The organism is Klebsiella pasteurii, from assembly GCF_018139045.1.
GTDB classification, from domain to species: domain Bacteria; phylum Pseudomonadota; class Gammaproteobacteria; order Enterobacterales; family Enterobacteriaceae; genus Klebsiella; species Klebsiella grimontii.
Map to the genome: position 1 here is coordinate 4,201,873 of NZ_CP073236.1, position 26,102 is coordinate 4,227,974.

Sequence of the window (26,102 nt, forward strand, 5' to 3'; positions counted from 1 at the left end):
TTGCCATATGGGAGCGATGATGTTTGATATCGGCGTAAACCTGACCAGTTCGCAGTTTTCCCGCGATCGCGATGAGGTGGTTTCCCGGGCTCGGGAGGCGGGTGTCACCGGGATGCTGTTGACGGGAACCAACCTACATGAAAGCGCGCAGGCGCAACAGATGGCGCGCCGTTATTCGGGATGCTGGTCAACGGCCGGCGTTCATCCCCACGATAGTCGCTGCTGGACGGAATCGGTAGCGGCTGCGGTCTATGCGCTGGCTCGCGAGCCGGAAGTCGTTGCGGTTGGCGAATGCGGCCTCGACTTCAACCGCAACTTTTCGGCGCCTCAGGAGCAAGAAGCGGCGTTTAGCGCCCAGCTGGCGCTGGCAGCGGAGCTGTCGATGCCGGTATTTCTGCACTGTCGCGATGCGCACGAGCGCTTTCTGGCCCTGCTGGTTCCCTGGCTTGATAAGCTCCCGGGGGCCGTTGTGCATTGCTTTACGGGTAGCCGTGAAGAGATGCGCGAATGCCTTGAGCACGGTTTATTTATTGGTATCACCGGCTGGGTATGCGATGAGCGTCGGGGGCTGGATCTGCGATCCTTGCTGGCCGATATTCCGGCAGATCGCCTGCTGGTTGAGTCTGATGCGCCCTATTTGTTGCCCCGCGATATGCGGCCAAAACCCTCTTCCCGCCGTAATGAGCCCGCCTACCTGCCGCATATTCTGACCAGCATCGCGGGATGGCGTGGGGAAGAGGCGCAGTGGCTGGAAGAGATTACCGATGCTAACGTCAGAAGACTCTTTGGCGTGCGCTTTTAGACGCCGTCAGATTTTATAAAAATCAGTGTTTTTAACGCTCTGTAGCACCTGCTTGTTAAGTAAATTCAGCAGCAGCATTGAACGGGCTTCACCGTCCGGTTCGGTAAAAATAGCCTGCAGACCCTCAAAGGCGCCATCGGTAATCAGCACGCTATCGCCTTCGTGCGGCGTTTCCGGATCGGTGATCCCTTCCGGTTTGTAGATGGAAAGCTGATGAATGACGGCAGACGGCACGATGGCGGGCAGCGCGCCGAAACGCACAAAGCTGTTCACACCGCGCGTTGCGCTGATGGTGGTGGTATGAATCACTTCCGGATCGAACTCGATAAACAGATAATTTGGGAACAGTGGCTCGCTGACCGTCGTGCGTTTACCGCGGACGATTTTTTCCAGCTCGATCGTTGGCATCAGGCAATTCACGGCCTGCCGCTCAAGGTGTTCCTGGGCGCGTTCAAGTTGCCCACGTTTGCAATAAAGTAAATACCAGGCTTGCATAATGACTCTTTCCAATGCTACTAGCAGCAAGCATAACAAAAGCCCGGTACGATCGCGAAATCATTGCGGGTGAAAACTAAATTTCAGCGGTCTTTCACGCTAATTTAACAAAAATACAGCATAGCTCCGGCGAACGCCGTATAATCAGCCGCCTGTATAGAGGTCAATAACAACTCCATGAAATACCACGATCTACGCGAATTTCTGACATTACTGGAGCAGCAGGGGGAATTGAAACGAATCTCCCTGCCGGTCGATCCTCACCTGGAAATCACCGAAATTGCCGACCGCACGTTGCGCGCCGGCGGTCCGGCCCTGCTATTCGAAAATCCTACAGGCTACGCCATGCCGGTGCTGTGTAATCTTTTCGGCACGCCGCGGCGAGTCGCGCTGGGGATGGGGCAGGAGGATGTCAGTTCGCTGCGGGAAGTGGGTAAGCTTCTGGCATTTCTGAAAGAGCCGGAGCCACCAAAAGGCTTCCGCGACCTGTTTGATAAGCTGCCGCAGTTCAAGCAGGTGCTGAATATGCCGACTAAGCGGCTGCGCGGGGCCCCGTGCCAGCAAAAAATCCTCCAGGGCGATGAGGTGGATTTGACCCGCATCCCGATCATGACCTGCTGGCCGGAAGATGCCGCGCCGCTGATCACCTGGGGGCTGACGGTGACCCGCGGTCCGCATAAAGAGCGGCAAAATTTGGGCATTTATCGCCAGCAGCTGATTGGTAAGAACAAGCTGATTATGCGCTGGCTATCGCATCGCGGCGGCGCGCTGGACTTCCAGGAGTGGTGCGCAGCGCGTCCTGGCGAGCGTTTCCCGGTATCCGTCGCGCTGGGTGCCGATCCGGCGACCATTCTCGGGGCGGTGACCCCGGTTCCGGATACCCTCTCCGAGTATGCGTTTGCCGGGCTGCTGCGCGGAACGAAAACCGAAGTCGTGAAGTGCATCTCTAACGAACTGGAAGTGCCCGCCAGCGCGGAGATCGTGCTGGAAGGATATATTGAGGCCGGAGAGATGGCGCCGGAAGGCCCGTATGGCGATCATACGGGCTACTACAATGAAGTGGATAACTTCCCGGTCTTTACCGTTACCCATATTACTCAGCGTGAAGACGCCATCTACCATTCGACCTACACCGGGCGTCCGCCGGACGAACCCGCGGTGCTGGGCGTTGCGCTGAATGAAGTGTTCGTCCCCATCCTGCAAAAGCAGTTTCCTGAAATCGTGGATTTCTATTTACCGCCTGAAGGCTGTTCTTATCGCCTGGCGGTGGTCACGATGAAGAAGCAGTACGCCGGTCACGCGAAACGCGTCATGATGGGCGTCTGGTCATTCCTCCGTCAGTTCATGTATACCAAGTTTGTTATCGTCTGCGATGACGATGTCAACGCGCGCGACTGGAATGATGTGATTTGGGCGATTACTACCCGTATGGACCCGGCGCGTGATACGGTACTGGTAGAAAATACGCCAATTGATTATCTGGATTTTGCCTCACCGGTTTCCGGTTTGGGTTCAAAAATGGGGCTGGATGCCACAAACAAATGGCCTGGAGAGACCCAGCGCGAGTGGGGTCGTCCTATCAAGAAAGATCCTGAAGTGACGGCGCGCGTCGACGCCATCTGGGACGAACTGGCTATCTTCAAATAACAGTAAGCGGGGCTACGCCGCTGTTTTGCACAATAGACCCGACAGAGGGGACGCATGACAACCTTAAGCTGTAAAGTGACCTCGGTGGAGGCGATTACCGATACTGTGTATCGCGTTCGATTAGTGCCGGAAGCGGCGTTTGCCTTCCGGGCTGGTCAGTATCTGATGGTCGTGATGGACGAACGCGATAAGCGCCCATTCTCCATGGCTTCTACGCCGTCGGAACAGGAGTTTATCGAGCTGCATATCGGTGCATCTGAACTTAACCTGTATGCGATGGCGGTGATGGATCGTATTCTGAAAGAGCGTGAAATTGAGGTCGATATGCCGCATGGCGAAGCCTGGCTGCGCGATGATGAAGAACGCCCGCTGATTTTGATCGCCGGGGGGACGGGCTTCTCTTACGTGCGTTCGATTCTGCTCACCGCGCTGGCGCGCAATCCGAACCGCGATATCGCCATCTACTGGGGCGGACGCGAAGCGAAGCATCTCTACGATCTGGCCGAGCTGGAAGCGTTAAGCCTGCGGCATCCGGGCCTGCGCGTTGAACCCGTTGTTGAGCAGCCTGAAGCCGAGTGGCGTGGCCGCACCGGAACCGTGCTTACAGCGGTCCTGCAGGATTACGGTACGCTGGGCGAGCATGATATCTATATCGCTGGCCGTTTCGAGATGGCAAAAATTGCCCGTGACCTGTTCTGCAACGAGCGCGGCGCGCGTGAAGATCGCCTGTTTGGCGATGCCTTTGCGTTTATCTGATAGCTGCTCTGAAAGCATCCGGGCTTTTAGCCTGGGTGCTATTTTTACCGGTCATCGCTGAAGTAAACGTATAGCGGCCGATCGTTTTCCAGCAAACAGAGCATTTTCCCTACCGGGTTCCCTTCTTTTTTCAGCGTGGCGGTTAGCTGCGTCGCGATATGCTGGCTGCCTACCTTCTCATCATAACGTTCGGTATTAATGTCGGTGATGACCAGATGCTTTAGCCGATCGCTGCCAGGATCCTGCGCCATTTTACTGATTCCCCAGGAGAGACATGCCTGAGCGCTATCCTGTTCGCTGGCGAGCGCTGCGGCAGAGAACGTCGATAGCAGAAAAATGATTGGGAGTGTTTTCATCACTCTTCATTATCCTTAATAATCATTAGGTACATGGCGATAATAACCGATCGGTAGAAATAAAAAACCCGCCCCTGACAGGCGGGAAGAACGGCAACTAAACTCTTTAGGGATTAACTCTTCGATTAAACTCGCTCGAATACCGTCGCGATACCCTGACCTAAGCCAATACACATCGTCGCCAGGCCGAACTGCGCGTCTTTACGCTCCATCTGGTTGATCAAGGTGGTGCTAATGCGTGCGCCGGAACAGCCGAGCGGATGGCCCAGGGCGATCGCGCCGCCGTTGAGGTTGATCTTCTCGTCTATCTGTTCCATTAGCCCCAGATCTTTAATGCACGGAAGGATCTGGGCGGCAAAAGCTTCGTTCATCTCGAACACATCGATATCGCTGGTGCTGAGCCCGGCCTTTTTCAGCGCCAGTTTTGACGCGGGAACCGGGCCATAGCCCATGATGGACGGGTCGCAGCCGACGACAGCCATCGAGCGCACGCGAGCGCGAGGCCTCAGGCCCAGTTCGCGGGCGCGGCTTTCGCTCATTAATAACATCGCTGCGGCGCCATCGGAGAGAGCGGAAGAGGTTCCGGCCGTCACGGTGCCGGTGACCGGATCGAACGCGGGTCTCAGCGCGGCCAGTGCTTCTACCGTTGTCTCCGGGCGAATAACTTCATCGTAGCGGTAAGACTTCAGTACGCCGTCGGCGTCGTGACCGCCGGTCGGGATAATCTCCGTCTTGAATGCGCCGGACTGCGTCGCGGCCCAGGCGCGAGCGTGGGACCGGGCGGCGAACTGGTCCTGCATTTCCCGGCTGATGCCGTGCAAGCGCGCCAGCATTTCTGCCGTCAGACCCATCATTCCGGCGGCTTTGGCGACGTTACGGCTCAGCCCGGGATGGAAATCCACGCCGTGGCTCATCGGGACGTGGCCCATATGCTCTACGCCGCCAATCAGGCAGACGCTGGCATCGCCGGTCATGATCATACGCGCTGCGTCGTGAAGTGCCTGCATAGAAGAACCACACAGCCGATTGACCGTGGTGGCGGGTACTGAATGTGGGATCTCCGCCAGCAGTGCCGCGTTGCGGGCAATGTTGAAGCCCTGTTCCAGGGTCTGCTGGACGCAGCCCCAGTAAATATCGTCGATCGCGCTTGCCTCAAGAGACGGATTACGCGAAAGCAGGCTACGCATCAAGTGCGCGGAGAGATCTTCCGCACGTACGTGGCGAAAGGCGCCGCCCTTCGAACGGCCCATCGGGGTACGAACTGCATCGACAATGACAACCTGTTCCATTGTGACTCCTTAAGCCGTTTTCAGGTCGCCTGGCGCACGGGCAGGCTCAACCGGGGGATAGTACGGTTCGTTATGACGCGCTTTGCTGCGCAATCCTTCCGGCACGTCGTATAGCGGGCCGAGGTGCTGGTACTGCTGCGCCATATCGAGATATTTTGCGCTACCGAGCGTATCGAGCCAGCGGAACGCGCCGCCGTGGAACGGAGGGAAGCCCAGGCCATAAACCAGCGCCATATCGGCTTCCGCCGGGCTGGCAATAATGCCCTCTTCGAGACAGCGCACCACTTCGTTGACCATAGGGATCATCATACGGGCGATAATCTCTTCATCGCTGAAATCGCGCTTCGGCTGGCTGACTTCCGCCAGCAGGCTATCGACGGCAGCATCCTCTTCCTTCTTCGGCTTACCTTTGCTGTCTTCTTTGTAGCGCCAGAAGCCAAGGCCGTTTTTCTGGCCGAAACGGTTAGCGTCGAATAGAGCATCGATCGCATCGCGATACTCTTTCTGCATTCGCTGCGGGAAGCCCGTCGCCATGACCGCCTGCGCGTGATGCGCGGTATCAATGCCCACGACGTCCAGCAGATAGGCGGGCCCCATCGGCCAGCCAAACTGTTTTTCCATTACTTTGTCGACCTTGCGGAAGTCCGCGCCATCGCGCAGTAGCTGGCTGAAACCGGCGAAGTAGGGGAACAGTACGCGGTTGACGAAGAAGCCGGGGCAGTCGTTGACCACAATTGGCGTTTTGCCCATTTTGCTGGCCCAGGCGACGACTTTGGCAATGGTCTTATCCGAGGTTTTATTGCCGCGGATCACTTCAACCAGCGGCATGCGATGCACCGGGTTAAAGAAGTGCATGCCGCAGAAGTTTTCCGGGCGCTGCAGAACGCTGGCCAGCTCGCTGATAGGAATGGTCGAGGTGTTCGAGGCTAGCACGGTATCCGGGCGTACCTTCTCTTCGGTTTCCGCCAGCACCGCTTTTTTCACTTTTGGGTTCTCAACGACGGCTTCGACCACAACGTCAACGCGTTCAAAGCCGGCGTAATCCAGGGTTGGCTGTATAGTGGAAATAACGCCGGCCATCCTGAGCCCATCGATTTTGCCGCGCTCAAGCTGTTTATTGAGCAGCTTGGCCGCTTCGGTCATGCCAAGCGTCAGCGATTTGTCGTTGATATCCTTCATGACCACCGGCACGCCTTTCCAGGCCGACTGGTATGCAATACCGCCGCCCATAATTCCCGCGCCCAGCACGGCCGCGTGTTTTGGCGTGTCGATATCTTTAGTCAGCTTCTTCGCTTTCGCTTTGACGTACTGATCGTTGAGGAAGATACCGACCAGTGCACGCGCCTCGTTGGTATGCGCCAGCGGGACGAAACTTTTGTTTTCCAGATTCAGCGCTTCTTCGCGGCCAAAGCGGGCGGCGGCTTCAATGGTTTTAACGGCGGTAATCGGGGCCGGGTAGTGTTTCCCGGCGGTTTGCGCCACCATGCCTTTGGCGATGGTAAAACTCATTGCAGCTTCAATTTTACTCAGGTGAAGAGGCTCCAGCTTCGGCTGGCGCTTCGCTTTCCAGTCCAGGTCGCCGTTAATGGCCTGACGCAGAATGGCTATCGCGCCCTCAATCAGTTTTTCATGTTTAACCACGCCGTCGACGAGGCCGATTTTTAAGGCCTGTTCGGCACCAACGTCTTTACCCGCGGCAATGATTTCCAGCGCGCTGTCCGCGCCAAGCATACGCGGCATCCGCACCGAGCCGCCAAAGCCCGGCATGATGCCCAGCTTCGTTTCCGGCAGGCCAATACGCAGGTCCGGCGTCGCCAGACGGTAATCGGTCGCCAGGACGCATTCGCAGCCGCCGCCCAGCGCATAGCCGTTGACGGCGGAAATGGTCGGAACCGGCAAATCTTCCAGGCGGTTAAATACGCTATTAGCGAAATGTAGCCACTGACTGAGCTGTTCTTCGGGAACCAGGAACAGAGAAAGAAATTCGGTGATATCCGCGCCGACGATAAAAGCGGCTTTCTCGGAGCGTAGCAGCAGCCCTTTAAGATCTTTTTGTTTTTCCAGTACGTCCAGCGCTTCACCGAGGCTGGCTACGGTTGCGGTATCGAGCTTGTTGACCGAGCCGGGGGCATCGAACACCAGTTCGGCAATGCCGTCTTCCCGCCAGTCGAGGTACAGGGTGTCGCCTTTGTAGAGCATGTCAGTCTCCTGAATCCAGCAATATGATCTGGTCGTACCAGATGAGACGGAGTGTGGATTTTATGTTAAGAAATTGCAAATAATACTTTAAATAAATGCTGGTCGGATCACACCCGGTAGAGATCACCTCGTTTGAGGTCATTGTGCTAAGATGCGAAGCATCACGATCTCATAAAATCAAAGGATAAAAGATGGAATCCCTTGCCGGTCTCTATAAAAATCATATTGTTACCCTACAAGAACGCACCCGTGACGTACTGGCCCGCTTTAAGCTGGATGCCCTGCTGATTCACTCCGGTGAACTGTTCAACGTCTTCCTTGACGATCATCCGTATCCGTTCAAGGTCAATCCCCAGTTCAAAGCCTGGGTGCCGGTTACCCAGGTCCCTAACTGCTGGCTGCTGGTGGACGGCGTCAACAAACCGAAACTGTGGTTCTACCTGCCGGTCGACTACTGGCATAACGTGGAACCGCTACCGACTTCGTTCTGGACCGAAGAGGTGGATGTGATTGCCCTGCCGAAAGCGGACGGTATCGGCAGCCAGCTGCCTGCCGCGCGCGGCAATATCGCGTATATCGGGCCGGTACCGGAACGCGCACTGGGGTTAGAACTCGCGGCGGATAAAATCAACCCGAAAGGGGTGATTGATTATCTGCACTACTACCGCTCTTATAAAACTGACTATGAGCTGGCCTGCATGCGCGAAGCGCAGAAGTCGGCGGTTAACGGTCATCAGGCCGCTCATGAAGCGTTCCTCTCCGGGATGAGCGAGTTTGATATCAATCAGGCCTATCTGACCGCGACCGGCCATCGCGACACCGATGTACCGTACAGCAACATTGTGGCGCTGAACGAACATGCCTCCGTGCTGCATTACACGAAGCTGGATCATCGCGCACCGGCGGAATTGCGCAGCTTCCTGCTGGATGCGGGTGCGGAATATAACGGCTATGCGGCGGACCTGACGCGTACCTGGGCGGCGCATGGTGATAGTGACTATGCTCAACTGATTAAAGATGTTAATGACGAACAGCTGGCGCTGATTAGCACCATGAAGGCGGGCGTGAGCTACGTGGATTATCATGTCCAGTTCCATCAGCGTATTGCCAAACTGCTGCGTAAACATCAGATCGTCAAAGAGATGAGTGAAGAAGCGATGGTGGAAAACGACCTGACCGGACCGTTTATGCCGCACGGTATTGGCCATCCTCTGGGTCTGCAGGTTCATGATGTCGCCGGCTTTATGCAGGATGATACCGGTACCCATCTGGCCGCGCCGGCAAAATATCCTTACCTGCGCTGCACGCGCGTGCTGCAGCCGCGCATGGTGTTGACGATTGAACCGGGCATCTACTTTATCGAATCGCTGCTGGCGCCGTGGCGCGAGGGACAGTTCAGCAAACACTTCAACTGGCAGAAAATTGAAGCGCTGAAACCGTTTGGCGGTATTCGTATCGAAGACAACGTCGTGATCCACGAAAACAGTATTGAAAACATGACGCGCGATCTGAAACTGGCGTAATGGAAAGCTGGTTGATACCGGCCGCGCCGGTCACTTTTGTGGAAGAGATCAAAAGGAGCCGCTTTATCACGCTATTGGCGCATACCGACGGCGTAGCGGCGGCAAAAGCGTTTGTCGAATCAGTCAGGGCTGAACATCCGGATGCCCGTCACCACTGCGTGGCGTGGGTCGCCGGGCCGCCAAATGACTCGCAGCAGCTGGGATTTTCCGATGATGGCGAACCGGCGGGGACGGCGGGTAAGCCGATGCTGGCGCAGCTTATGGGCAGCGGCGTCGGCGAGATAACCGCTGTCGTCGTGCGCTACTACGGTGGTATTCTGCTCGGCACCGGCGGTCTGGTCAAAGCGTACGGGGGCGGCGTGCATCAGGCGCTTGCGCAGCTCGCAACACAGCGCAAGACGCCGTTGACCGCATATACTTTGCAGTGTGAATACGGGCAGTTGGCCGGGATTGAAACGCTGTTGGCTCAATTCTCAGGGAAAATTGTCGAAAGCGAATATCAAGCGTCTGTTCAGCTGCGCGTGGCGCTTCCTCAGGCTGAAGTGGCGCTATTTTCAGCAAAACTGGCTGATTTTAGTCGCGGTTCGTTGCAATTACTGAAGATTGACGAATAATCCCCACCTGATTTTTTTGCATATCAAAGGAAGCGCCAGAGATGCATTTTCGCGCGATAACCCGAATCGTTGGACTGCTGGTCATTTTGTTTTCGGGGACAATGATCCTCCCGGGATTAATAGCTCTGATATATCGCGATGGTGCGGGGCGAGCGTTTACCCAGACCTTTTTTGTCGCTCTGGCGATCGGCTCGCTGCTGTGGTGGCCTAACCGTCGTGAGAAGGGCGAACTGAAATCCCGCGAAGGATTTCTTATCGTCGTGCTGTTCTGGACGGTACTCGGAAGCGTCGGCTCGCTGCCCTTTATCTTCTCTGAACAGCCCAACCTGAGCATTACGGATGCCTTCTTTGAATCTTTCTCAGGTTTGACAACGACCGGGGCAACCACGCTGGTTGGGCTAGATTCGTTACCCCACGCCATTCTTTTCTATCGTCAGATGCTGCAATGGTTTGGTGGGATGGGGATCATCGTGCTGGCGGTAGCGATACTGCCGATACTGGGCGTCGGGGGGATGCAGCTGTATCGGGCGGAAATGCCCGGGCCGCTGAAAGATAACAAGATGCGGCCGCGCATTGCTGAGACGGCGAAAACGCTATGGCTTATCTATGTCTTACTGACGGTGGCCTGCGCGCTGGCGCTGTGGTTTGCCGGTATGCCGGCGTTCGACGCCATTGGGCATAGCTTCTCGACGATTGCGATTGGCGGGTTCTCTACCCATGACGCTAGCGTGGGCTACTTTAATAGCCCAACGATTAACTCCATTATTGCGATTTTCTTGCTGATATCTGGCTGTAACTACGGCCTGCACTTTTCATTACTTAGCGGGCGTAGCCTGAAAGTGTACTGGCGCGATCCCGAATTCCGCATGTTTATCGGCGTGCAGCTCACGCTGGTGGTGGTATGTACTCTGGTGCTGTGGCTGCATGACGTCTACAGTTCTGCACTCATGACGGTGAACCAGGCGTTCTTCCAGGTTGTTTCGATGGCGACAACGGCAGGATTCACTACCGACAGTATCGCGCGCTGGCCGCTATTCTTGCCGGTCCTTCTACTCTGCTCGGCTTTTATCGGCGGCTGCGCCGGGTCGACGGGCGGTGGTTTGAAGGTTATCCGTATTCTTCTACTTTTCAAGCAGGGTAACCGTGAGCTTAAACGGCTGGTACACCCTAACGCGGTATACAGTATTAAACTGGGGAACCGTGCGTTGCCGGAACGTATCCTTGAAGCCGTTTGGGGATTTTTCTCCGCCTATGCGCTGGTGTTTATCATCAGTATGCTGGCGATTATCGCCACCGGCGTGGATGATTTCTCAGCCTTTGCTTCGGTCGTCGCGACGCTGAATAACCTTGGCCCGGGGCTGGGCGTGGTGGCGGATAACTTTGCGACGATGAACCCTGTCGCAAAATGGATCTTGATTGCTAATATGCTGTTTGGTCGTCTGGAAGTGTTCACCTTGCTGGTGCTATTTACTCCGACTTTCTGGCGCGAATAACAGGAGTGCCTGTGAAAACTTTGATTCTATTTTCTACCCGCGACGGACAGACGCGTGAAATCGCCTCCTATCTGGCATCTGAATTAAAAGAGCAGGGGATTGATGCGGATACGATTGACCTCAACCGTACCAATGAGGTGGAGTGGCCTTTATACGATCGTGTCGTGATTGGCGCATCAATCCGCTATGGTCACTTTCATCCCGCGCTGGAGCGGTTTGTCAAAACGCATCTTCAGTCGCTGCAGGCGCTGCCGGGAGCATTTTTCTCGGTTAACCTCGTCGCGCGTAAGCCAGAAAAACGAACGCCGCAGACCAACAGCTACACGCGAAAGTTTCTGCTCAACTCGCCCTGGCAGCCTCAGCAGTGCGCGGTATTTGCCGGAGCGCTTCGTTATCCACGCTATCGTTGGTACGATCGGTTTATGATTCGCCTAATTATGAAGATGACCGGCGGCGAAACGGATGTCAGTAAAGAAGTGGTGTATACCGACTGGCAGCAGGTGGGCAGGTTTGCGCGGGAAATTGCGCAAATGACCAGCAAATAGCGCGTTAAATCACCCTGGTGATGGAAAGTTGAGCGAACGAAATTTTTTTTGAAATTTCCCCTTGTCACTTCGGAATAACTCCCTATAATGCGCTCCCACTGACACGGAACAACGGCACGCAAGCCGCCGGGTCAGCGGGATTCAGCGATGAATGCCGGCAGAGAAAAGCGAAATTAAACGCTTGACTCTGAATGAGGAAAACGTATTATACGGGACCTCGCAACGGTGAGCGAAAGCCGCGTTGCACTGCTCTTTAACAATTTATCAGACAATCTGTGTGGGCACTCAAAGTGACATGGATTCTTAACGTCGCAAGACGAAAAATGAATACCAAGTCTCAAAGAGTGAACACGTAATTCATTACGAAGTTTAATTCTACGAGCATCAAACTTAAATTGAAGAGTTTGATCATGGCTCAGATTGAACGCTGGCGGCAGGCCTAACACATGCAAGTCGAACGGTAGCACAGAGAGCTTGCTCTCGGGTGACGAGTGGCGGACGGGTGAGTAATGTCTGGGAAACTGCCTGATGGAGGGGGATAACTACTGGAAACGGTAGCTAATACCGCATAACGTCGCAAGACCAAAGAGGGGGACCTTCGGGCCTCTTGCCATCAGATGTGCCCAGATGGGATTAGCTAGTAGGTGGGGTAACGGCTCACCTAGGCGACGATCCCTAGCTGGTCTGAGAGGATGACCAGCCACACTGGAACTGAGACACGGTCCAGACTCCTACGGGAGGCAGCAGTGGGGAATATTGCACAATGGGCGCAAGCCTGATGCAGCCATGCCGCGTGTATGAAGAAGGCCTTCGGGTTGTAAAGTACTTTCAGCGGGGAGGAAGGTGTTGAGGTTAATAACCTCAGCAATTGACGTTACCCGCAGAAGAAGCACCGGCTAACTCCGTGCCAGCAGCCGCGGTAATACGGAGGGTGCAAGCGTTAATCGGAATTACTGGGCGTAAAGCGCACGCAGGCGGTCTGTCAAGTCGGATGTGAAATCCCCGGGCTCAACCTGGGAACTGCATTCGAAACTGGCAGGCTGGAGTCTTGTAGAGGGGGGTAGAATTCCAGGTGTAGCGGTGAAATGCGTAGAGATCTGGAGGAATACCGGTGGCGAAGGCGGCCCCCTGGACAAAGACTGACGCTCAGGTGCGAAAGCGTGGGGAGCAAACAGGATTAGATACCCTGGTAGTCCACGCTGTAAACGATGTCGACTTGGAGGTTGTTCCCTTGAGGAGTGGCTTCCGGAGCTAACGCGTTAAGTCGACCGCCTGGGGAGTACGGCCGCAAGGTTAAAACTCAAATGAATTGACGGGGGCCCGCACAAGCGGTGGAGCATGTGGTTTAATTCGATGCAACGCGAAGAACCTTACCTACTCTTGACATCCAGAGAACTTAGCAGAGATGCTTTGGTGCCTTCGGGAACTCTGAGACAGGTGCTGCATGGCTGTCGTCAGCTCGTGTTGTGAAATGTTGGGTTAAGTCCCGCAACGAGCGCAACCCTTATCCTTTGTTGCCAGCGATTCGGTCGGGAACTCAAAGGAGACTGCCAGTGATAAACTGGAGGAAGGTGGGGATGACGTCAAGTCATCATGGCCCTTACGAGTAGGGCTACACACGTGCTACAATGGCATATACAAAGAGAAGCGACCTCGCGAGAGCAAGCGGACCTCATAAAGTATGTCGTAGTCCGGATTGGAGTCTGCAACTCGACTCCATGAAGTCGGAATCGCTAGTAATCGTGGATCAGAATGCCACGGTGAATACGTTCCCGGGCCTTGTACACACCGCCCGTCACACCATGGGAGTGGGTTGCAAAAGAAGTAGGTAGCTTAACCTTCGGGAGGGCGCTTACCACTTTGTGATTCATGACTGGGGTGAAGTCGTAACAAGGTAACCGTAGGGGAACCTGCGGTTGGATCACCTCCTTACCTTAAAGAACCTGCCTTTGTAGTGCTCACACAGATTGTCTGATGAAAAATAAGCAGTAAGAAAATCTCTGCAGGCTTGTAGCTCAGGTGGTTAGAGCGCACCCCTGATAAGGGTGAGGTCGGTGGTTCAAGTCCACTCAGGCCTACCAAATTTCTGCTGATGCTGCGTTGCGGCGACACTCACATACTTTAAGTATGCTTCGTGTCACCCCGCTTTGCCTCAACAGAAATTAAGGTTGATGAGATTTAACTACGATGGGGCTATAGCTCAGCTGGGAGAGCGCCTGCTTTGCACGCAGGAGGTCTGCGGTTCGATCCCGCATAGCTCCACCATCTTTACTGCACACCACAAGAAAACTTCAGAGTGTACCTGAAAAGGTTCACTGCGAAGTTTTGCTCTTTAAAAATCTGGATCAAGCTGAAAATTGAAAAGACACACAGTTAATGTGTGTTCGAGTCTCTCAAATTTTCGCGACACGATGATGTTTTACGAAACATCTTCGGGTTGTGAGGTTAAGCGACTAAGCGTACACGGTGGATGCCCTGGCAGTCAGAGGCGATGAAGGACGTGCTAATCTGCGAAAAGCGTCGGTAAGGTGATATGAACCGTTACAGCCGGCGATGTCCGAATGGGGAAACCCAGTGCAATTCGTTGCACTATCGTTTGATGAATACATAGTCAAACGAGGCGAACCGGGGGAACTGAAACATCTAAGTACCCCGAGGAAAAGAAATCAACCGAGATTCCCCCAGTAGCGGCGAGCGAACGGGGAGCAGCCCGGAGTCTGAATCAGCTTGTGTGTTAGTGGAAGCGTCTGGAAAGTCGCAGGGTACAGGGTGATACTCCCGTACACTAAAACACACAGGTTGTGAACTCGAAGAGTAGGGCGGGACACGTGGTATCCTGTCTGAATATGGGGGGACCATCCTCCAAGGCTAAATACTCCTGACTGACCGATAGTGAACCAGTACCGTGAGGGAAAGGCGAAAAGAACCCCGGCGAGGGGAGTGAAAAAGAACCTGAAACCGTGTACGTACAAGCAGTAGGAGCCCACTTGTTGGGTGACTGCGTACCTTTTGTATAATGGGTCAGCGACTTATATTCTGTAGCAAGGTTAACCGTATAGGGGAGCCGCAGGGAAACCGAGTCTTAACTGGGCGTTAAGTTGCAGGGTATAGACCCGAAACCCGGTGATCTAGCCATGGGCAGGTTGAAGGTTGGGTAACACTAACTGGAGGACCGAACCGACTAATGTTGAAAAATTAGCGGATGACTTGTGGCTGGGGGTGAAAGGCCAATCAAACCGGGAGATAGCTGGTTCTCCCCGAAAGCTATTTAGGTAGCGCCTCGTGAATTCATCTTCGGGGGTAGAGCACTGTTTCGGCTAGGGGGTCATCCCGACTTACCAACCCGATGCAAACTACGAATACCGAAGAATGTTATCACGGGAGACACACGGCGGGTGCTAACGTCCGTCGTGAAGAGGGAAACAACCCAGACCGCCAGCTAAGGTCCCAAAGTCATGGTTAAGTGGGAAACGATGTGGGAAGGCCCAGACAGCCAGGATGTTGGCTTAGAAGCAGCCATCATTTAAAGAAAGCGTAATAGCTCACTGGTCGAGTCGGCCTGCGCGGAAGATGTAACGGGGCTAAACCATGCACCGAAGCTGCGGCAGCGACGCTTATGCGTTGTTGGGTAGGGGAGCGTTCTGTAAGCCGTTGAAGGTGGCCTGTGAGGGTTGCTGGAGGTATCAGAAGTGCGAATGCTGACATAAGTAACGATAATGCGGGTGAAAAACCCGCACGCCGGAAGACCAAGGGTTCCTGTCCAACGTTAATCGGGGCAGGGTGAGTCGACCCCTAAGGCGAGGCCGAAAGGCGTAGTCGATGGGAAACAGGTTAATATTCCTGTACTTGGTGTTACTGCGAAGGGGGGACGGAGAAGGCTATGTTGGCCGGGCGACGGTTGTCCCGGTTTAAGCATGTAGGCGGATGTTCCAGGTAAATCCGGAACGTTATTAACGCTGAGGTGTGATGACGAGGCACTACGGTGCTGAAGTGACAAATGCCCTGCTTCCAGGAAAAGCCTCTAAGCATCAGGTAACATCAAATCGTACCCCAAACCGACACAGGTGGTCAGGTAGAGAATACCAAGGCGCTTGAGAGAACTCGGGTGAAGGAACTAGGCAAAATGGTGCCGTAACTTCGGGAGAAGGCACGCTGATATGTAGGTGAAGTGATTTACTCATGGAGCTGAAATCAGTCGAAGATACCAGCTGGCTGCAACTGTTTATTAAAAACACAGCACTGTGCAAACACGAAAGTGGACGTATACGGTGTGACGCCTGCCCGGTGCCGGAAGGTTAATTGATGGGGTTATCCGTAAGGAGAAGCTCTTGATCGAAGCCCCGGTAAACGGCGGCCGTAACTATAACGGTCCTAAGGTAGCGAAATTCCTTGTCGGGTAAGTTCCGACCTGCACGAATGGCGTAATGATGGCCAGGCTGTCTCCACCCGAGACTCAGTGAAATTGAACTCGCTGTGAAGATGCAGTGTACCCGCGGCAAGACGGAAAGACCCCGTGAACCTTTACTATAGCTTGACACTGAACACTGGTCCTTGATGTGTAGGATAGGTGGGAGGCTTTGAAGTGTGGACGCCAGTCTGCATGGAGCCATCCTTGAAATACCACCCTTTAATGGCTGGTGTTCTAACGTGGGCCCGTAATCCGGGTTGCGGACAGTGTCTGGTGGGTAGTTTGACTGGGGCGGTCTCCTCCTAAAGAGTAACGGAGGAGCACGAAGGTCAGCTAATCCTGGTCGGACATCAGGAGGTTAGTGCAATGGCATAAGCTGGCTTGACTGCGAGCGTGACGGCGCGAGCAGGTGCGAAAGCAGGTCATAGTGATCCGGTGGTTCTGAATGGAAGGGCCATCGCTCAACGGATAAAAGGTACTCCGGGGATAACAGGCTGATACCGCCCAAGAGTTCATATCGACGGCGGTGTTTGGCACCTCGATGTCGGCTCATCACATCCTGGGGCTGAAGTAGGTCCCAAGGGTATGGCTGTTCGCCATTTAAAGTGGTACGCGAGCTGGGTTTAGAACGTCGTGAGACAGTTCGGTCCCTATCTGCCGTGGGCGCTGGAGAATTGAGGGGGGCTGCTCCTAGTACGAGAGGACCGGAGTGGACGCATCACTGGTGTTCGGGTTGTCATGCCAATGGCATTGCCCGGTAGCTAAATGCGGAAGAGATAAGTGCTGAAAGCATCTAAGTACGAAACTTGCCCCGAGATGAGTTCTCCCTGACTCCTTGAGAGTCCTGAAGGAACGTTGAAGACGACGACGTTGATAGGCCGGGTGTGTAAGCGCAGCGATGCGTTGAGCTAACCGGTACTAATGAACCGTGAGGCTTAACCTTACAACGCCGAAGATGTTTTGGCGGATTTGAGAAGACAACAATTTCAGCATTGATTCAGAGTTGAGTACGCAATAATTTGCGCAGCAGCAAGGCGACAAGCGAAGGAAAGGAAGGAGCATACTGAGGTATGTGACTGACTTTACGAGCGCGGGCAACGCGGCAGATGCGATAAAGAATTGCGTACTGAGCACAAAGAATTTGCCTGGCGGCGATAGCGCGGTGGTCCCACCTGACCCCATGCCGAACTCAGAAGTGAAACGCCGTAGCGCCGATGGTAGTGTGGGGTCTCCCCATGTGAGAGTAGGGAACTGCCAGGCATCAAACACGTGAAGAGCCCATCCTGACGGATGGGCTTTTTGCGTTTTTGTGGCCTGAGAACTACCAGACTTTGGTAACGTCATGGTACCAGGTCTCCCCTGACAATCAGGCAAGCCTTCCCTCGCTATATACGGTAAACTAATGCAGATTTTGCATCTGGAAGCCATTATGAGCCACTCACTTAAGCCCTGGAATACCTTCGGTATTGACCGTTCTGCTAAAACGATTGTTCGCGCCGAAACTGAAAAACAGCTACTGGATGCCTGGCAAAATGCCGCTGCACAGCGTCAGCCAACCCTGATTCTTGGTGAAGGAAGCAATGTTCTGTTCCTGAAGGATTATGCCGGTACGGTGATTATTAATCGTATTATGGGTATCGAAGTGAGTGAAACACCAGACGCGTGGCATTTACATGTTGGTGCAGGAGAGAACTGGCATCAGCTAGTGCAGTTTGCGTTGAATAACGGTATGCCTGGCCTGGAAAATCTTGCCCTGATTCCTGGCTGCGCCGGCTCCTCGCCGATTCAAAATATTGGAGCTTACGGCGTTGAATTACAAAAGGTTTGCCAGTACGTCGATTGCGTTGAGTTAGCAACCGGCGAGAAACAGCGCCTTTCCGCTGCGGAATGCCGTTTTGGCTACCGGGACAGTATTTTTAAGCATGAATATCAGGATTGCTACGCGATTGTGGCCGTTGGTTTGATGTTACCAAAAGAGTGGCAACCCGTTTTGACCTACGGCGATTTAACCCGGCTTGATCCGCAAACCGTTACCCCCAGGCAGGTGTTTGATGCCGTATGTCATATGCGCATGACCAAACTTCCCGATCCCAAAGTGAATGGAAATGCGGGGAGCTTCTTTAAGAATCCGGTCGTTAGCGCAGACAAGGCTCAAGCATTGTTGGCTGCCTATCCGCACATTCCCCACTATCCTCAGCCTGAGGGCAGTATGAAGCTGGCCGCCGGCTGGCTTATCGATCAATGTCAGCTTAAAGGCAAAGTAATTGGCGGCGCAGCGGTACATAGCCAACAGGCATTGGTATTAATCAATCATAATCAGGCAACCAGTGAAGATGTGGTTGGACTGGCTCACTATGTACGCCAACAGGTTGGTGAGAAGTTTGATATTTGGCTACAGCCGGAGGTGCGCTTTATTGGCGAAACGGGTGAAGTCAATGCCGAGGAGACCATTGCATGAAAGACTACACGGTTCCTTTGACACTGATATCGATACTGGCTGATGCTGAATTTCACTCAGGTGAACAGCTTGGCGAGCGCTTAGGGATGAGTCGGGCAGCAATCAACAAGCATATTCAAACGTTACGCGATTGGGGAGTCGACGTATTTACCGTCCCGGGTAAAGGCTACAGTCTCCCTGAGCCTATTCAACTTCTGGATGAAGAGCAGATCGCCAGGCAGATCGAGCATGGCCGGGTAACCGTGCTACCGGTGATTGATTCTACGAACCAGTATCTTCTGGACCGGCTCAGCGAACTGCAATCTGGTGATGCCTGCGTAGCTGAGTATCAGCAGGCTGGCCGCGGCCGCCGCGGGCGCAAGTGGTTCTCGCCGTTTGGGTCTAACCTTTATCTTTCAATGTACTGGCGGCTGGAGCAGGGGCCTGCTGCGGCGATAGGTTTGAGTCTGGTCATCGGGATTGTGATTGCCGAGGTGCTGCAGAGTCTGGGGGCGGATAAAGTACGGGTTAAATGGCCGAACGACCTCTATTTGCAGGATCGCAAATTATCCGGGATCCTGGTTGAACTGACGGGGAAAACCGGCGATGCGGCACAGATAGTCAGCGGCGCGGGGATTAATCTCATGATGCGCCGCGTGGAGTCTGATGTTGTCAATCAGGGCTGGATCAGCCTGCAGGAGGCAGGGATCTCTATCGATCGTAATCAGTTAGCCGCTTGTCTGATTAAAGAGCTGCGGGCAGGTTTTAAACTTTTTGAGAATGAAGGTCTGGCGCCCTATCTGGGCCGCTGGGAAAAGCTCGATAATTTTATTAACCGTCCTGTTAAACTTATTATTGGCGATAAAGAGATCTTTGGGATTTCTCGAGGTATTGATGCTCAAGGCGCATTATTACTGGAACAAGAAGGGGTGATAAAACCCTGGATTGGCGGTGAGATCTCATTGAGAGGCGCTGAATGAAAAAGGGGAGCCAGCGCTCCCCTTTTTATTTCCTTAACCGCACCTGATTGACTGAGTGGTTTGCGCTTTTTGTCATGATAAGACTGGCTCGCTCACGTGTTGGTAAGATATTTTCTTTTAAATTCAAAAGATTAATTTCATTCCAAAGCGATGTGGCAATATTAATAGCTTCGTCTTTAGACAGCTGAGCATAGTTATGGAAATAAGAGTCCGGGTCGGTAAAAGCCCCTTCGCGAAATTTCAGAAAACGATTGATATACCAGGTTTTGAGCAACTCTTCTGGTGCATCCACATAAATTGAAAAATCAACGAAGTCGGAAACAAATACATGATGTGGATCGTGAGGGTAATCCATTCCACTCTGCAAAACATTTAATCCTTCAAGAATTAATATATCAGGCTGAGTGACCGTTTTATCCCCATCCGGAATCACATCATAAATGAGATGTGAATAGACCGGTGCCGTAGCATCAGGTACGCCGGATTTCAGATCGGAGACGAATTTAACCAGTCGATGCATATCGTATGACTGTGGGAAGCCCTTCTTCTTCATCAGTCCACGTTCTTTCAATACTGCGTTAGGGTGGAGAAAACCATCTGTCGTAATCAATTCTACATGTCGATGCTCAGGCCAGCGGCTAAGTAAAGCCTGTAGTACGCGTGCGGTGGTGCTCTTCCCGACCGCCACGCTACCCGCAATGCTAATGATATAAGGAATACGTTGGCCATTGGTGCCAAGGAATTGTTCCAGTACAGCCTGGCGGCGCAAATTAGAACTGATATAGAAATTGAGTAAACGCGACAGCGGCAAATAAATCTCTGCAACTTCTTCCAGGGAAAGATCTTCGTTGATGCCTTTTAACCGCGTGATTTCTTCTTCTGTTAGCGTCATCGGAACGGAATCACGCAGTGCAGCCCATTGGTCACGGTTAAATTGTAGATACGGTGTCATTAACGTTTGCTCTTTTAGGCTCATAAGCATGCTCTTGCAACCGCCGAATTACATGAAGGCGGGGTGCTTCACACTAGTTAATCAGGACAATGGGCAGGAGGGTAACACCAGATTGCGCGGAATAATAAGAAAAAAACTCATTGAATGATGCTTTCTAAAGGTAGCATCACAGAGATGAATGGTTTGGTAAGGGGGTATAAAGTCCTCGATAGAGGCCAGCGAGTTTTCGTGACATCTTAAGGGAGAGGTTGCGAGGTATCGATATTACTTGCGCGGTTTGAATATGCCTTTTGCCTTCCTCGTAACCGTATCTGTGAAGAAAGTTGGCGTATTTTTGTTCTGCACTGTTTGAAATTACACCGTTTTTTCTCGTTTGAGCACAAAATGTGAGCAATAGAACATTTTCTGCAATTTTTTAGTTGCATGAACTCGCAGGTCTCCCTAGAATGCGCGCTACTTGATGCCGACTTAGCTCAGTAGGTAGAGCAACTGACTTGTAATCAGTAGGTCACCAGTTCGATTCCGGTAGTCGGCACCATCAAGTGCCTGGTGGGGTTCCCGAGCGGCCAAAGGGAGCAGACTGTAAATCTGCCGTCATCGACTTCGAAGGTTCGAATCCTTCCCCCACCACCATCTTTCGGCAACGCTTTGCGGAGCCAGAGTTGATTGGTTAAACTGGTCAGCTCAAACAGAAAAAGAGACGCTTCTCTTTTTTTTGTTATAGAAAGAACTGGGTAGCCGAGTTTCAGGATGCGGGCATCGTATAATGGCTATTACCTCAGCCTTCCAAGCTGATGATGCGGGTTCGATTCCCGCTGCCCGCTCCAAACGTGCTGATATGGCTCAGTTGGTAGAGCGCACCCTTGGTAAGGGTGAGGTCCCCAGTTCGACTCTGGGTATCAGCACCACTTCTTTATCTCTCCTCCCCTGTTTCTCTCTGGTTTATTGCATTCAACAAGTCGGGCATGTTGCCCGGTTGATGTGGTGATATCACCGATTTATCCGTGTCTTAGAGGGACAATCGATGTCTAAAGAAAAGTTTGAACGTACAAAACCGCACGTTAACGTCGGTACTATCGGCCACGTTGACCATGGTAAAACAACGCTGACCGCTGCAATCACTACCGTTCTGGCTAAAACCTACGGTGGTTCTGCTCGCGCATTCGATCAGATCGATAACGCGCCGGAAGAAAAAGCTCGTGGTATCACCATCAACACTTCTCACGTTGAATATGACACCCCGACTCGCCACTACGCGCACGTAGACTGCCCGGGCCACGCCGACTATGTTAAAAACATGATCACCGGTGCTGCACAGATGGACGGCGCGATCCTGGTTGTTGCTGCGACTGACGGCCCGATGCCGCAGACTCGTGAGCACATCCTGCTGGGTCGTCAGGTAGGCGTTCCGTACATCATCGTGTTCCTGAACAAATGCGACATGGTTGATGACGAAGAGCTGCTGGAACTGGTTGAAATGGAAGTTCGTGAACTTCTGTCTCAGTACGATTTCCCGGGCGACGACACTCCGATCGTTCGCGGTTCCGCTCTGAAAGCGCTGGAAGGCGACGCAGACTGGGAAGCGAAAATCATCGAACTGGCTGGCTACCTGGATTCTTACATCCCGGAACCAGAGCGTGCGATTGACAAGCCGTTCCTGCTGCCGATCGAAGACGTATTCTCCATCTCCGGTCGTGGTACCGTTGTTACCGGTCGTGTAGAGCGCGGTATCATCAAAGTTGGCGAAGAAGTTGAAATCGTTGGTATCAAAGAGACTGCGAAGTCTACCTGTACTGGCGTTGAAATGTTCCGCAAACTGCTGGACGAAGGCCGTGCTGGTGAGAACGTTGGTGTTCTGCTGCGTGGTATCAAACGTGAAGAAATCGAACGTGGTCAGGTACTGGCTAAGCCGGGTTCCATCAAGCCGCACACCAAGTTCGAATCTGAAGTGTACATTCTGTCCAAAGACGAAGGCGGCCGTCATACTCCGTTCTTCAAAGGCTACCGTCCGCAGTTCTACTTCCGTACAACTGACGTGACTGGCACCATCGAACTGCCGGAAGGCGTAGAGATGGTAATGCCGGGCGACAACATCAAAATGGTTGTTACCCTGATCCACCCGATCGCGATGGACGACGGTCTGCGTTTCGCAATCCGTGAAGGTGGCCGTACCGTTGGCGCAGGCGTGGTTGCTAAAGTTCTCGGCTAATTGCTGATAACATTTGACGCAATGCGCAATAAAAGGGCATCATTTGATGCCCTTTTTGCACGCTTTCACACCAGAACCTGGCTCATCAGTGATTTTTTGGGTCATAATCATTGCTGAGACAGGCTCTGAAGAGGGCGTTAAGTCCGAAACGCAGCAGAGCATTTCGGTTTGGTCGCCTCGCATTTCATGCGGGGTGAAGTTATTTGTCTGAATTCTTGTGACAGGTTGGTTTATGAGTGCGAATACCGAAGCTCAAGGGAGCGGGCGCGGCCTCGAAGCGATGAAGTGGACAATCGTAGTCGTGCTGCTGGTTGTGGCCATCGTCGGCAACTTCCTTTATCGTGACATTATGCTGGCAGTGCGTGCGCTGGCTGTAGTGATTCTGATCGCTGCAGCGGGCGGTGTCGCGTTGTTAACGACAAAAGGTAAGGCGACAGTCGCCTTCGCTCGTGAAGCGAGAACCGAAGTCCGCAAGGTGATCTGGCCGACTCGGCAGGAAACGTTGCATACCACGCTGATTGTTGCCGCAGTGACTGCCGTAATGTCACTGATCCTGTGGGGACTGGATGGTATTCTGGTTCGCCTGGTATCCTTTATCACTGGCCTGAGGTTCTGAGATGTCTGAAGCACCTAAAAAGCGTTGGTACGTCGTTCAGGCGTTTTCCGGTTTTGAAGGCCGCGTAGCGACTTCGCTACGTGAGCACATCAAATTACATAACATGGAAGAGCTGTTTGGCGAAGTCATGGTGCCGACCGAAGAAGTGGTCGAAATCCGCGGCGGCCAGCGTCGTAAAAGCGAACGCAAATTCTTCCCGGGCTACGTGCTGGTCCAGATGGTGATGAATGACGCGAGCTGGCACCTGGTGCGCAGCGTACCGCGTGTAATGGGTTTCATCGGCGGTACGTCTGACCGTCCGGCACCGATCAGCGACAAAGAAGTCGACGCGATCATGAACCGCCTGCAGCAGGTTGGCGATAAGCCGCGGCCGAAGACGCTGTTTGAGCCGGGTGAAATGGTTCGCGTTAGCGACGGTCCGTTTGCCGACTTTAACGGCGTTGTTGAAGAAGTGGACTACGAGAAGTCTCGTCTGAAAGTGTCCGTTTCTATCTTCGGTCGTGCGACGCCGGTTGAGCTGGACTTTGCTCAGGTAGAAAAAGCCTAACAGCCGATCAAAAAAGCAACGATTTAATCGTTGCATGAGGCGCGAAATTGGCATACAATTTCGCGCCTTTTGTTTTTATGGGTCTGATTCCCATAAAGCGATATTTATCACGGGGAGCCTTTTCAGGCGCTACACCCAAACGAGGAAATTTACATGGCTAAGAAAGTACAAGCCTATGTCAAGCTGCAGGTTGCAGCTGGTATGGCAAACCCGAGTCCGCCGGTTGGTCCAGCACTGGGTCAGCAGGGTGTGAACATCATGGAATTCTGCAAAGCGTTCAACGCAAAAACTGAATCCCTGGAAAAAGGTCTGCCAATCCCGGTTGTTATCACCGTTTACGCTGACCGTTCTTTCACCTTCGTTACCAAAACTCCGCCGGCAGCAGTTCTGCTGAAAAAAGCGGCTGGTATCAAGTCTGGTTCCGGTAAACCGAACAAAGACAAAGTAGGTAAAATTTCCCGCGCTCAGCTGCAGGAAATCGCGCAGACCAAAGCTGCCGACATGACTGGTTCCGACATTGAAGCGATGACTCGCTCCATTGAAGGTACTGCACGTTCCATGGGCCTGGTAGTGGAGGACTAAGAAATGGCTAAACTGACCAAGCGCATGTCCGTGATTCGTGACAAAGTTGATGCGACCAAGCAGTACGACATCAACGAAGCCATCTCTCTGCTGAAAGAACTGGCTACTGCTAAGTTCGTTGAAAGCGTTGATGTTGCCGTTAACCTCGGCATCGACGCTCGTAAATCTGACCAGAACGTCCGTGGCGCGACCGTACTGCCGCACGGTACTGGCCGTTCAGTTCGCGTAGCCGTATTTGCCCAGGGCCCGAACGCTGAAGCAGCTAAAGCTGCTGGCGCAGAGCTGGTAGGTATGGAAGATCTGGCTGACCAGATCAAAAAAGGCGAAATGAACTTTGACGTTGTTATTGCTTCCCCGGATGCAATGCGCGTTGTTGGCCAGCTGGGCCAGGTTCTGGGTCCGCGCGGCCTGATGCCAAACCCGAAAGTTGGTACTGTAACGCCGAACGTTGCTGAAGCGGTTAAGAACGCTAAAGCAGGTCAGGTTCGTTACCGTAACGACAAAAACGGCATCATTCACACCACCATCGGTAAAGTGGATTTTGACGCTGATAAACTGAAAGAAAACCTGGAAGCTCTGCTGGTTGCGCTGAAAAAAGCGAAACCGACTCAGGCTAAAGGTGTGTACATCAAGAAAATCAGCATCTCCACCACCATGGGTGCTGGCGTTGCCGTTGATCAGGCTGGTCTGAGCGCTTCTGCGAACTAAGATTAGCTTTACGTGGGCGGTGAATTTGTCTACAATCTTACCCCCACGTATTCTGCTTATAGCAGACGTATAGCCGACATATTCAGGCTGTGGCAAAGCGACAACTGAGTGAATCGCCTGGAGCATAGTTAACTATGTGACCGGTGTGAACGAAGGCAGTCAACGCCGCCACAGATTGAATAGCGACGGATAGACAAGATTTGTTCGTTGGAGCCTGGCCTATCCAGGCCTCCGTCGAAGACCGCAGGTGTCTCGTAAGAGACTTAATGCCCTGCGTAGACGGTGACAGAACGCTAAGATTATTTTTGGATACTCTGGCTTGTTTCTGCTCACCGTATTAAGACGCTCTTCTCTTTGAGTCGAGTGAAGTGAGTTCCGGAGCATGAGCTCTGGCAAACATCCAGGAGCAAAGCTAATGGCTTTAAATCTTCAAGACAAACAAGCGATTGTTGCTGAAGTCAGCGAAGTAGCCAAAGGCGCGCTGTCTGCAGTAGTTGCGGATTCCCGTGGCGTGACTGTAGACAAAATGACTGAACTGCGTAAAGCAGGTCGTGAAGCTGGCGTATACATGCGTGTTGTTCGTAACACCCTGCTGCGCCGCGTCGTTGAAGGTACTCCTTTCGAGTGCCTGAAAGACACGTTTGTTGGTCCGACCCTGATTGCATACTCTATGGAACACCCGGGCGCTGCCGCTCGTCTGTTTAAAGAGTTCGCGAAAGCGAATGCAAAATTTGAGGTCAAAGCCGCAGCCTTTGAAGGTGAGCTGATCCCGGCGTCGCAAATCGACCGCCTGGCAACTCTGCCGACCTACGAAGAAGCAATTGCACGCCTGATGGCAACCATGAAAGAAGCTTCGGCTGGCAAACTGGTTCGCACTCTGGCTGCTGTACGCGATGCGAAAGAAGCTGCTTAATCGCAGTTGTCTTTGTAAAGCATTCGCTTAC

20 protein-coding genes, 6 tRNA genes and 3 rRNA genes are annotated in these 26,102 nt (G+C 53.3%); 24 read left to right on the forward strand and 5 right to left on the reverse strand.

Translation table 11 applies throughout. The features are described 5' to 3' along the window. Positions 1–7: 7 nt before the first annotated feature. The gene (tatD, locus tag KCG39_RS19730) at positions 8–802 is read left to right on the forward strand and encodes a 3'-5' ssDNA/RNA exonuclease TatD (protein WP_177447649.1); all 795 of its coding nucleotides are present in this window, start codon (positions 8–10) and stop codon (positions 800–802) included. 6 nt (positions 803–808) lie between these two features. Here the strand turns inward: tatD and rfaH are convergent, their stop codons facing one another. Further along, entirely contained in the window at positions 809–1,297 is a 489-nt protein-coding gene (rfaH, locus tag KCG39_RS19735) for a transcription/translation regulatory transformer protein RfaH (RefSeq protein WP_004097595.1), read from the reverse strand. A 177-nt stretch (positions 1,298–1,474) separates the two neighbouring features. Here rfaH and ubiD point away from each other — a divergent pair, with 177 nt between their 5' ends. Both ubiD and fre read left to right on the forward strand, forming a co-directional pair. Next, entirely contained in the window at positions 1,475–2,944 is a 1,470-nt protein-coding gene (gene ubiD / locus KCG39_RS19740; protein ID WP_004127544.1) for a 4-hydroxy-3-polyprenylbenzoate decarboxylase, read from the forward strand. A gap of 54 nt (positions 2,945–2,998) precedes the next feature. Next, complete coding sequence (gene fre, locus KCG39_RS19745; protein WP_004127546.1) at positions 2,999–3,700, forward strand: NAD(P)H-flavin reductase; 702 nt, start codon at positions 2,999–3,001, stop codon at positions 3,698–3,700. Positions 3,701–3,744: 44 nt separating this feature from the next. Here fre and KCG39_RS19750 read toward each other — a convergent pair whose 3' ends face one another. From KCG39_RS19750 to fadB, 3 genes are all read right to left on the reverse strand, one after another. Beyond that, positions 3,745–4,056, reverse strand: coding sequence for a hypothetical protein (locus KCG39_RS19750; RefSeq protein WP_004127550.1), 312 nt, complete (start codon positions 4,054–4,056; stop codon positions 3,745–3,747). A gap of 125 nt (positions 4,057–4,181) precedes the next feature. After that, a complete protein-coding gene (gene fadA, locus KCG39_RS19755; protein ID WP_004127553.1) occupies positions 4,182–5,345 on the reverse strand; it encodes an acetyl-CoA C-acyltransferase FadA in 1,164 nt (387 codons plus the stop codon). Between the two features lie 9 nt (positions 5,346–5,354). Next, positions 5,355–7,544 (reverse strand): fatty acid oxidation complex subunit alpha FadB, encoded by a 2,190-nt coding sequence (gene fadB, locus KCG39_RS19760; protein WP_087828770.1) that lies wholly within the window; start codon positions 7,542–7,544, stop codon positions 5,355–5,357. Positions 7,545–7,735: 191 nt separating this feature from the next. Here fadB and pepQ point away from each other — a divergent pair, with 191 nt between their 5' ends. From pepQ to birA, 11 genes are all read left to right on the forward strand, one after another. After that, entirely contained in the window at positions 7,736–9,067 is a 1,332-nt protein-coding gene (pepQ, locus tag KCG39_RS19765) for a Xaa-Pro dipeptidase (RefSeq protein ID WP_004127559.1), read from the forward strand. Further along, on the forward strand, positions 9,067–9,681 hold the full coding sequence (locus KCG39_RS19770) for an IMPACT family protein (protein ID WP_004127563.1): 615 nt from the start codon (positions 9,067–9,069) through the stop codon (positions 9,679–9,681). The genes pepQ and KCG39_RS19770 overlap by 1 nt, the downstream gene beginning before the upstream one ends. A gap of 41 nt (positions 9,682–9,722) precedes the next feature. Further along, positions 9,723–11,174 (forward strand): Trk system potassium transporter TrkH, encoded by a 1,452-nt coding sequence (gene trkH / locus KCG39_RS19775; RefSeq protein ID WP_004097624.1) that lies wholly within the window; start codon positions 9,723–9,725, stop codon positions 11,172–11,174. An 11-nt stretch (positions 11,175–11,185) separates the two neighbouring features. Beyond that, positions 11,186–11,719, forward strand: a complete 534-nt coding sequence (gene hemG, locus KCG39_RS19780) for a menaquinone-dependent protoporphyrinogen IX dehydrogenase (RefSeq protein ID WP_004127566.1) — start codon at positions 11,186–11,188, stop codon at positions 11,717–11,719. Between the two features lie 392 nt (positions 11,720–12,111). Continuing rightward, a 16S ribosomal RNA gene (locus tag KCG39_RS19785) occupies positions 12,112–13,651 on the forward strand. A 72-nt stretch (positions 13,652–13,723) separates the two neighbouring features. Beyond that, positions 13,724–13,800, forward strand: a tRNA-Ile gene (locus tag KCG39_RS19790). Between the two features lie 108 nt (positions 13,801–13,908). Then, positions 13,909–13,984, forward strand: a tRNA-Ala gene (locus KCG39_RS19795). A gap of 178 nt (positions 13,985–14,162) precedes the next feature. Continuing rightward, a 23S ribosomal RNA gene (locus KCG39_RS19800) occupies positions 14,163–17,070 on the forward strand. 201 nt (positions 17,071–17,271) lie between these two features. Beyond that, positions 17,272–17,387: ribosomal RNA gene (gene rrf, locus KCG39_RS19805) — 5S ribosomal RNA — on the forward strand. The 16S, 23S and 5S rRNA genes sit together here with 2 tRNA genes alongside, the layout of an rRNA operon. Before the next feature lie 169 nt (positions 17,388–17,556). Beyond that, positions 17,557–18,585 carry a UDP-N-acetylmuramate dehydrogenase gene (murB, locus tag KCG39_RS19810; RefSeq protein ID WP_142467960.1) on the forward strand — a complete coding sequence of 343 codons (1,029 nt, stop codon included), beginning with the start codon at positions 17,557–17,559 and terminating at the stop codon, positions 18,583–18,585. Further along, the gene (gene birA, locus KCG39_RS19815) at positions 18,582–19,544 is read left to right on the forward strand and encodes a bifunctional biotin--[acetyl-CoA-carboxylase] ligase/biotin operon repressor BirA (RefSeq protein WP_004127571.1); all 963 of its coding nucleotides are present in this window, start codon (positions 18,582–18,584) and stop codon (positions 19,542–19,544) included. Before murB ends, birA begins: the two co-directional genes overlap by 4 nt. A gap of 25 nt (positions 19,545–19,569) precedes the next feature. Here birA and coaA read toward each other — a convergent pair whose 3' ends face one another. Then, positions 19,570–20,520, reverse strand: a complete 951-nt coding sequence (gene coaA / locus KCG39_RS19820; protein ID WP_004127574.1) for a type I pantothenate kinase — start codon at positions 20,518–20,520, stop codon at positions 19,570–19,572. A gap of 438 nt (positions 20,521–20,958) precedes the next feature. Between coaA and KCG39_RS19825 the strand changes: the two genes are divergently transcribed. The 10 genes from KCG39_RS19825 to rplJ all read left to right on the forward strand — a co-directional run bounded on the left by KCG39_RS19825 (position 20,959) and on the right by rplJ (position 26,071). Further along, positions 20,959–21,034: transfer RNA gene (locus tag KCG39_RS19825), tRNA-Thr, on the forward strand. Between the two features lie 10 nt (positions 21,035–21,044). After that, positions 21,045–21,129: transfer RNA gene (locus KCG39_RS19830), tRNA-Tyr, on the forward strand. Between the two features lie 119 nt (positions 21,130–21,248). Beyond that, positions 21,249–21,323, forward strand: a tRNA-Gly gene (locus KCG39_RS19835). Positions 21,324–21,328: 5 nt separating this feature from the next. Continuing rightward, positions 21,329–21,404 (forward strand) — tRNA-Thr (locus tag KCG39_RS19840). A gap of 116 nt (positions 21,405–21,520) precedes the next feature. Next, positions 21,521–22,705 (forward strand): elongation factor Tu, encoded by a 1,185-nt coding sequence (gene tuf, locus KCG39_RS19845; protein ID WP_004097636.1) that lies wholly within the window; start codon positions 21,521–21,523, stop codon positions 22,703–22,705. Positions 22,706–22,937: 232 nt separating this feature from the next. Further along, positions 22,938–23,321, forward strand: a complete 384-nt coding sequence (gene secE / locus KCG39_RS19850) for a preprotein translocase subunit SecE (RefSeq protein ID WP_004097638.1) — start codon at positions 22,938–22,940, stop codon at positions 23,319–23,321. Position 23,322: 1 nt separating this feature from the next. Continuing rightward, entirely contained in the window at positions 23,323–23,868 is a 546-nt protein-coding gene (gene nusG / locus KCG39_RS19855; RefSeq protein WP_002438628.1) for a transcription termination/antitermination protein NusG, read from the forward strand. Between the two features lie 153 nt (positions 23,869–24,021). Continuing rightward, on the forward strand, positions 24,022–24,450 hold the full coding sequence (rplK, locus tag KCG39_RS19860; protein WP_004097640.1) for a 50S ribosomal protein L11: 429 nt from the start codon (positions 24,022–24,024) through the stop codon (positions 24,448–24,450). A gap of 3 nt (positions 24,451–24,453) precedes the next feature. Next, a complete protein-coding gene (gene rplA, locus KCG39_RS19865; protein WP_004097642.1) occupies positions 24,454–25,158 on the forward strand; it encodes a 50S ribosomal protein L1 in 705 nt (234 codons plus the stop codon). 415 nt (positions 25,159–25,573) lie between these two features. After that, positions 25,574–26,071, forward strand: coding sequence for a 50S ribosomal protein L10 (rplJ, locus tag KCG39_RS19870; RefSeq protein WP_004097644.1), 498 nt, complete (start codon positions 25,574–25,576; stop codon positions 26,069–26,071). Positions 26,072–26,102 lie beyond the last annotated feature (31 nt).

Bases quoted from the DNA above. Each gene is read 5' to 3' on its own strand.
- tatD (WP_177447649.1), top strand. From the start codon at position 8: ATGGGAGCGATGATGTTTGATATCGGCGTAAACCTGACCAGTTCGCAG.
- rfaH (WP_004097595.1), bottom strand. From the start codon at position 1,297: ATGCAAGCCTGGTATTTACTTTATTGCAAACGTGGGCAACTTGAACGC.
- ubiD (WP_004127544.1), top strand. From the start codon at position 1,475: ATGAAATACCACGATCTACGCGAATTTCTGACATTACTGGAGCAGCAG.
- fre (WP_004127546.1), top strand. From the start codon at position 2,999: ATGACAACCTTAAGCTGTAAAGTGACCTCGGTGGAGGCGATTACCGAT.
- KCG39_RS19750 (WP_004127550.1), bottom strand. From the start codon at position 4,056: ATGAAAACACTCCCAATCATTTTTCTGCTATCGACGTTCTCTGCCGCA.
- fadA (WP_004127553.1), bottom strand. From the start codon at position 5,345: ATGGAACAGGTTGTCATTGTCGATGCAGTTCGTACCCCGATGGGCCGT.
- fadB (WP_087828770.1), bottom strand. From the start codon at position 7,544: ATGCTCTACAAAGGCGACACCCTGTACCTCGACTGGCGGGAAGACGGC.
- pepQ (WP_004127559.1), top strand. From the start codon at position 7,736: ATGGAATCCCTTGCCGGTCTCTATAAAAATCATATTGTTACCCTACAA.
- KCG39_RS19770 (WP_004127563.1), top strand. From the start codon at position 9,067: ATGGAAAGCTGGTTGATACCGGCCGCGCCGGTCACTTTTGTGGAAGAG.
- trkH (WP_004097624.1), top strand. From the start codon at position 9,723: ATGCATTTTCGCGCGATAACCCGAATCGTTGGACTGCTGGTCATTTTG.
- murB (WP_142467960.1), top strand. From the start codon at position 17,557: ATGAGCCACTCACTTAAGCCCTGGAATACCTTCGGTATTGACCGTTCT.
- birA (WP_004127571.1), top strand. From the start codon at position 18,582: ATGAAAGACTACACGGTTCCTTTGACACTGATATCGATACTGGCTGAT.
- coaA (WP_004127574.1), bottom strand. From the start codon at position 20,520: ATGAGCCTAAAAGAGCAAACGTTAATGACACCGTATCTACAATTTAAC.
- tuf (WP_004097636.1), top strand. From the start codon at position 21,521: ATGTCTAAAGAAAAGTTTGAACGTACAAAACCGCACGTTAACGTCGGT.
- secE (WP_004097638.1), top strand. From the start codon at position 22,938: ATGAGTGCGAATACCGAAGCTCAAGGGAGCGGGCGCGGCCTCGAAGCG.
- nusG (WP_002438628.1), top strand. From the start codon at position 23,323: ATGTCTGAAGCACCTAAAAAGCGTTGGTACGTCGTTCAGGCGTTTTCC.
- rplK (WP_004097640.1), top strand. From the start codon at position 24,022: ATGGCTAAGAAAGTACAAGCCTATGTCAAGCTGCAGGTTGCAGCTGGT.
- rplA (WP_004097642.1), top strand. From the start codon at position 24,454: ATGGCTAAACTGACCAAGCGCATGTCCGTGATTCGTGACAAAGTTGAT.
- rplJ (WP_004097644.1), top strand. From the start codon at position 25,574: ATGGCTTTAAATCTTCAAGACAAACAAGCGATTGTTGCTGAAGTCAGC.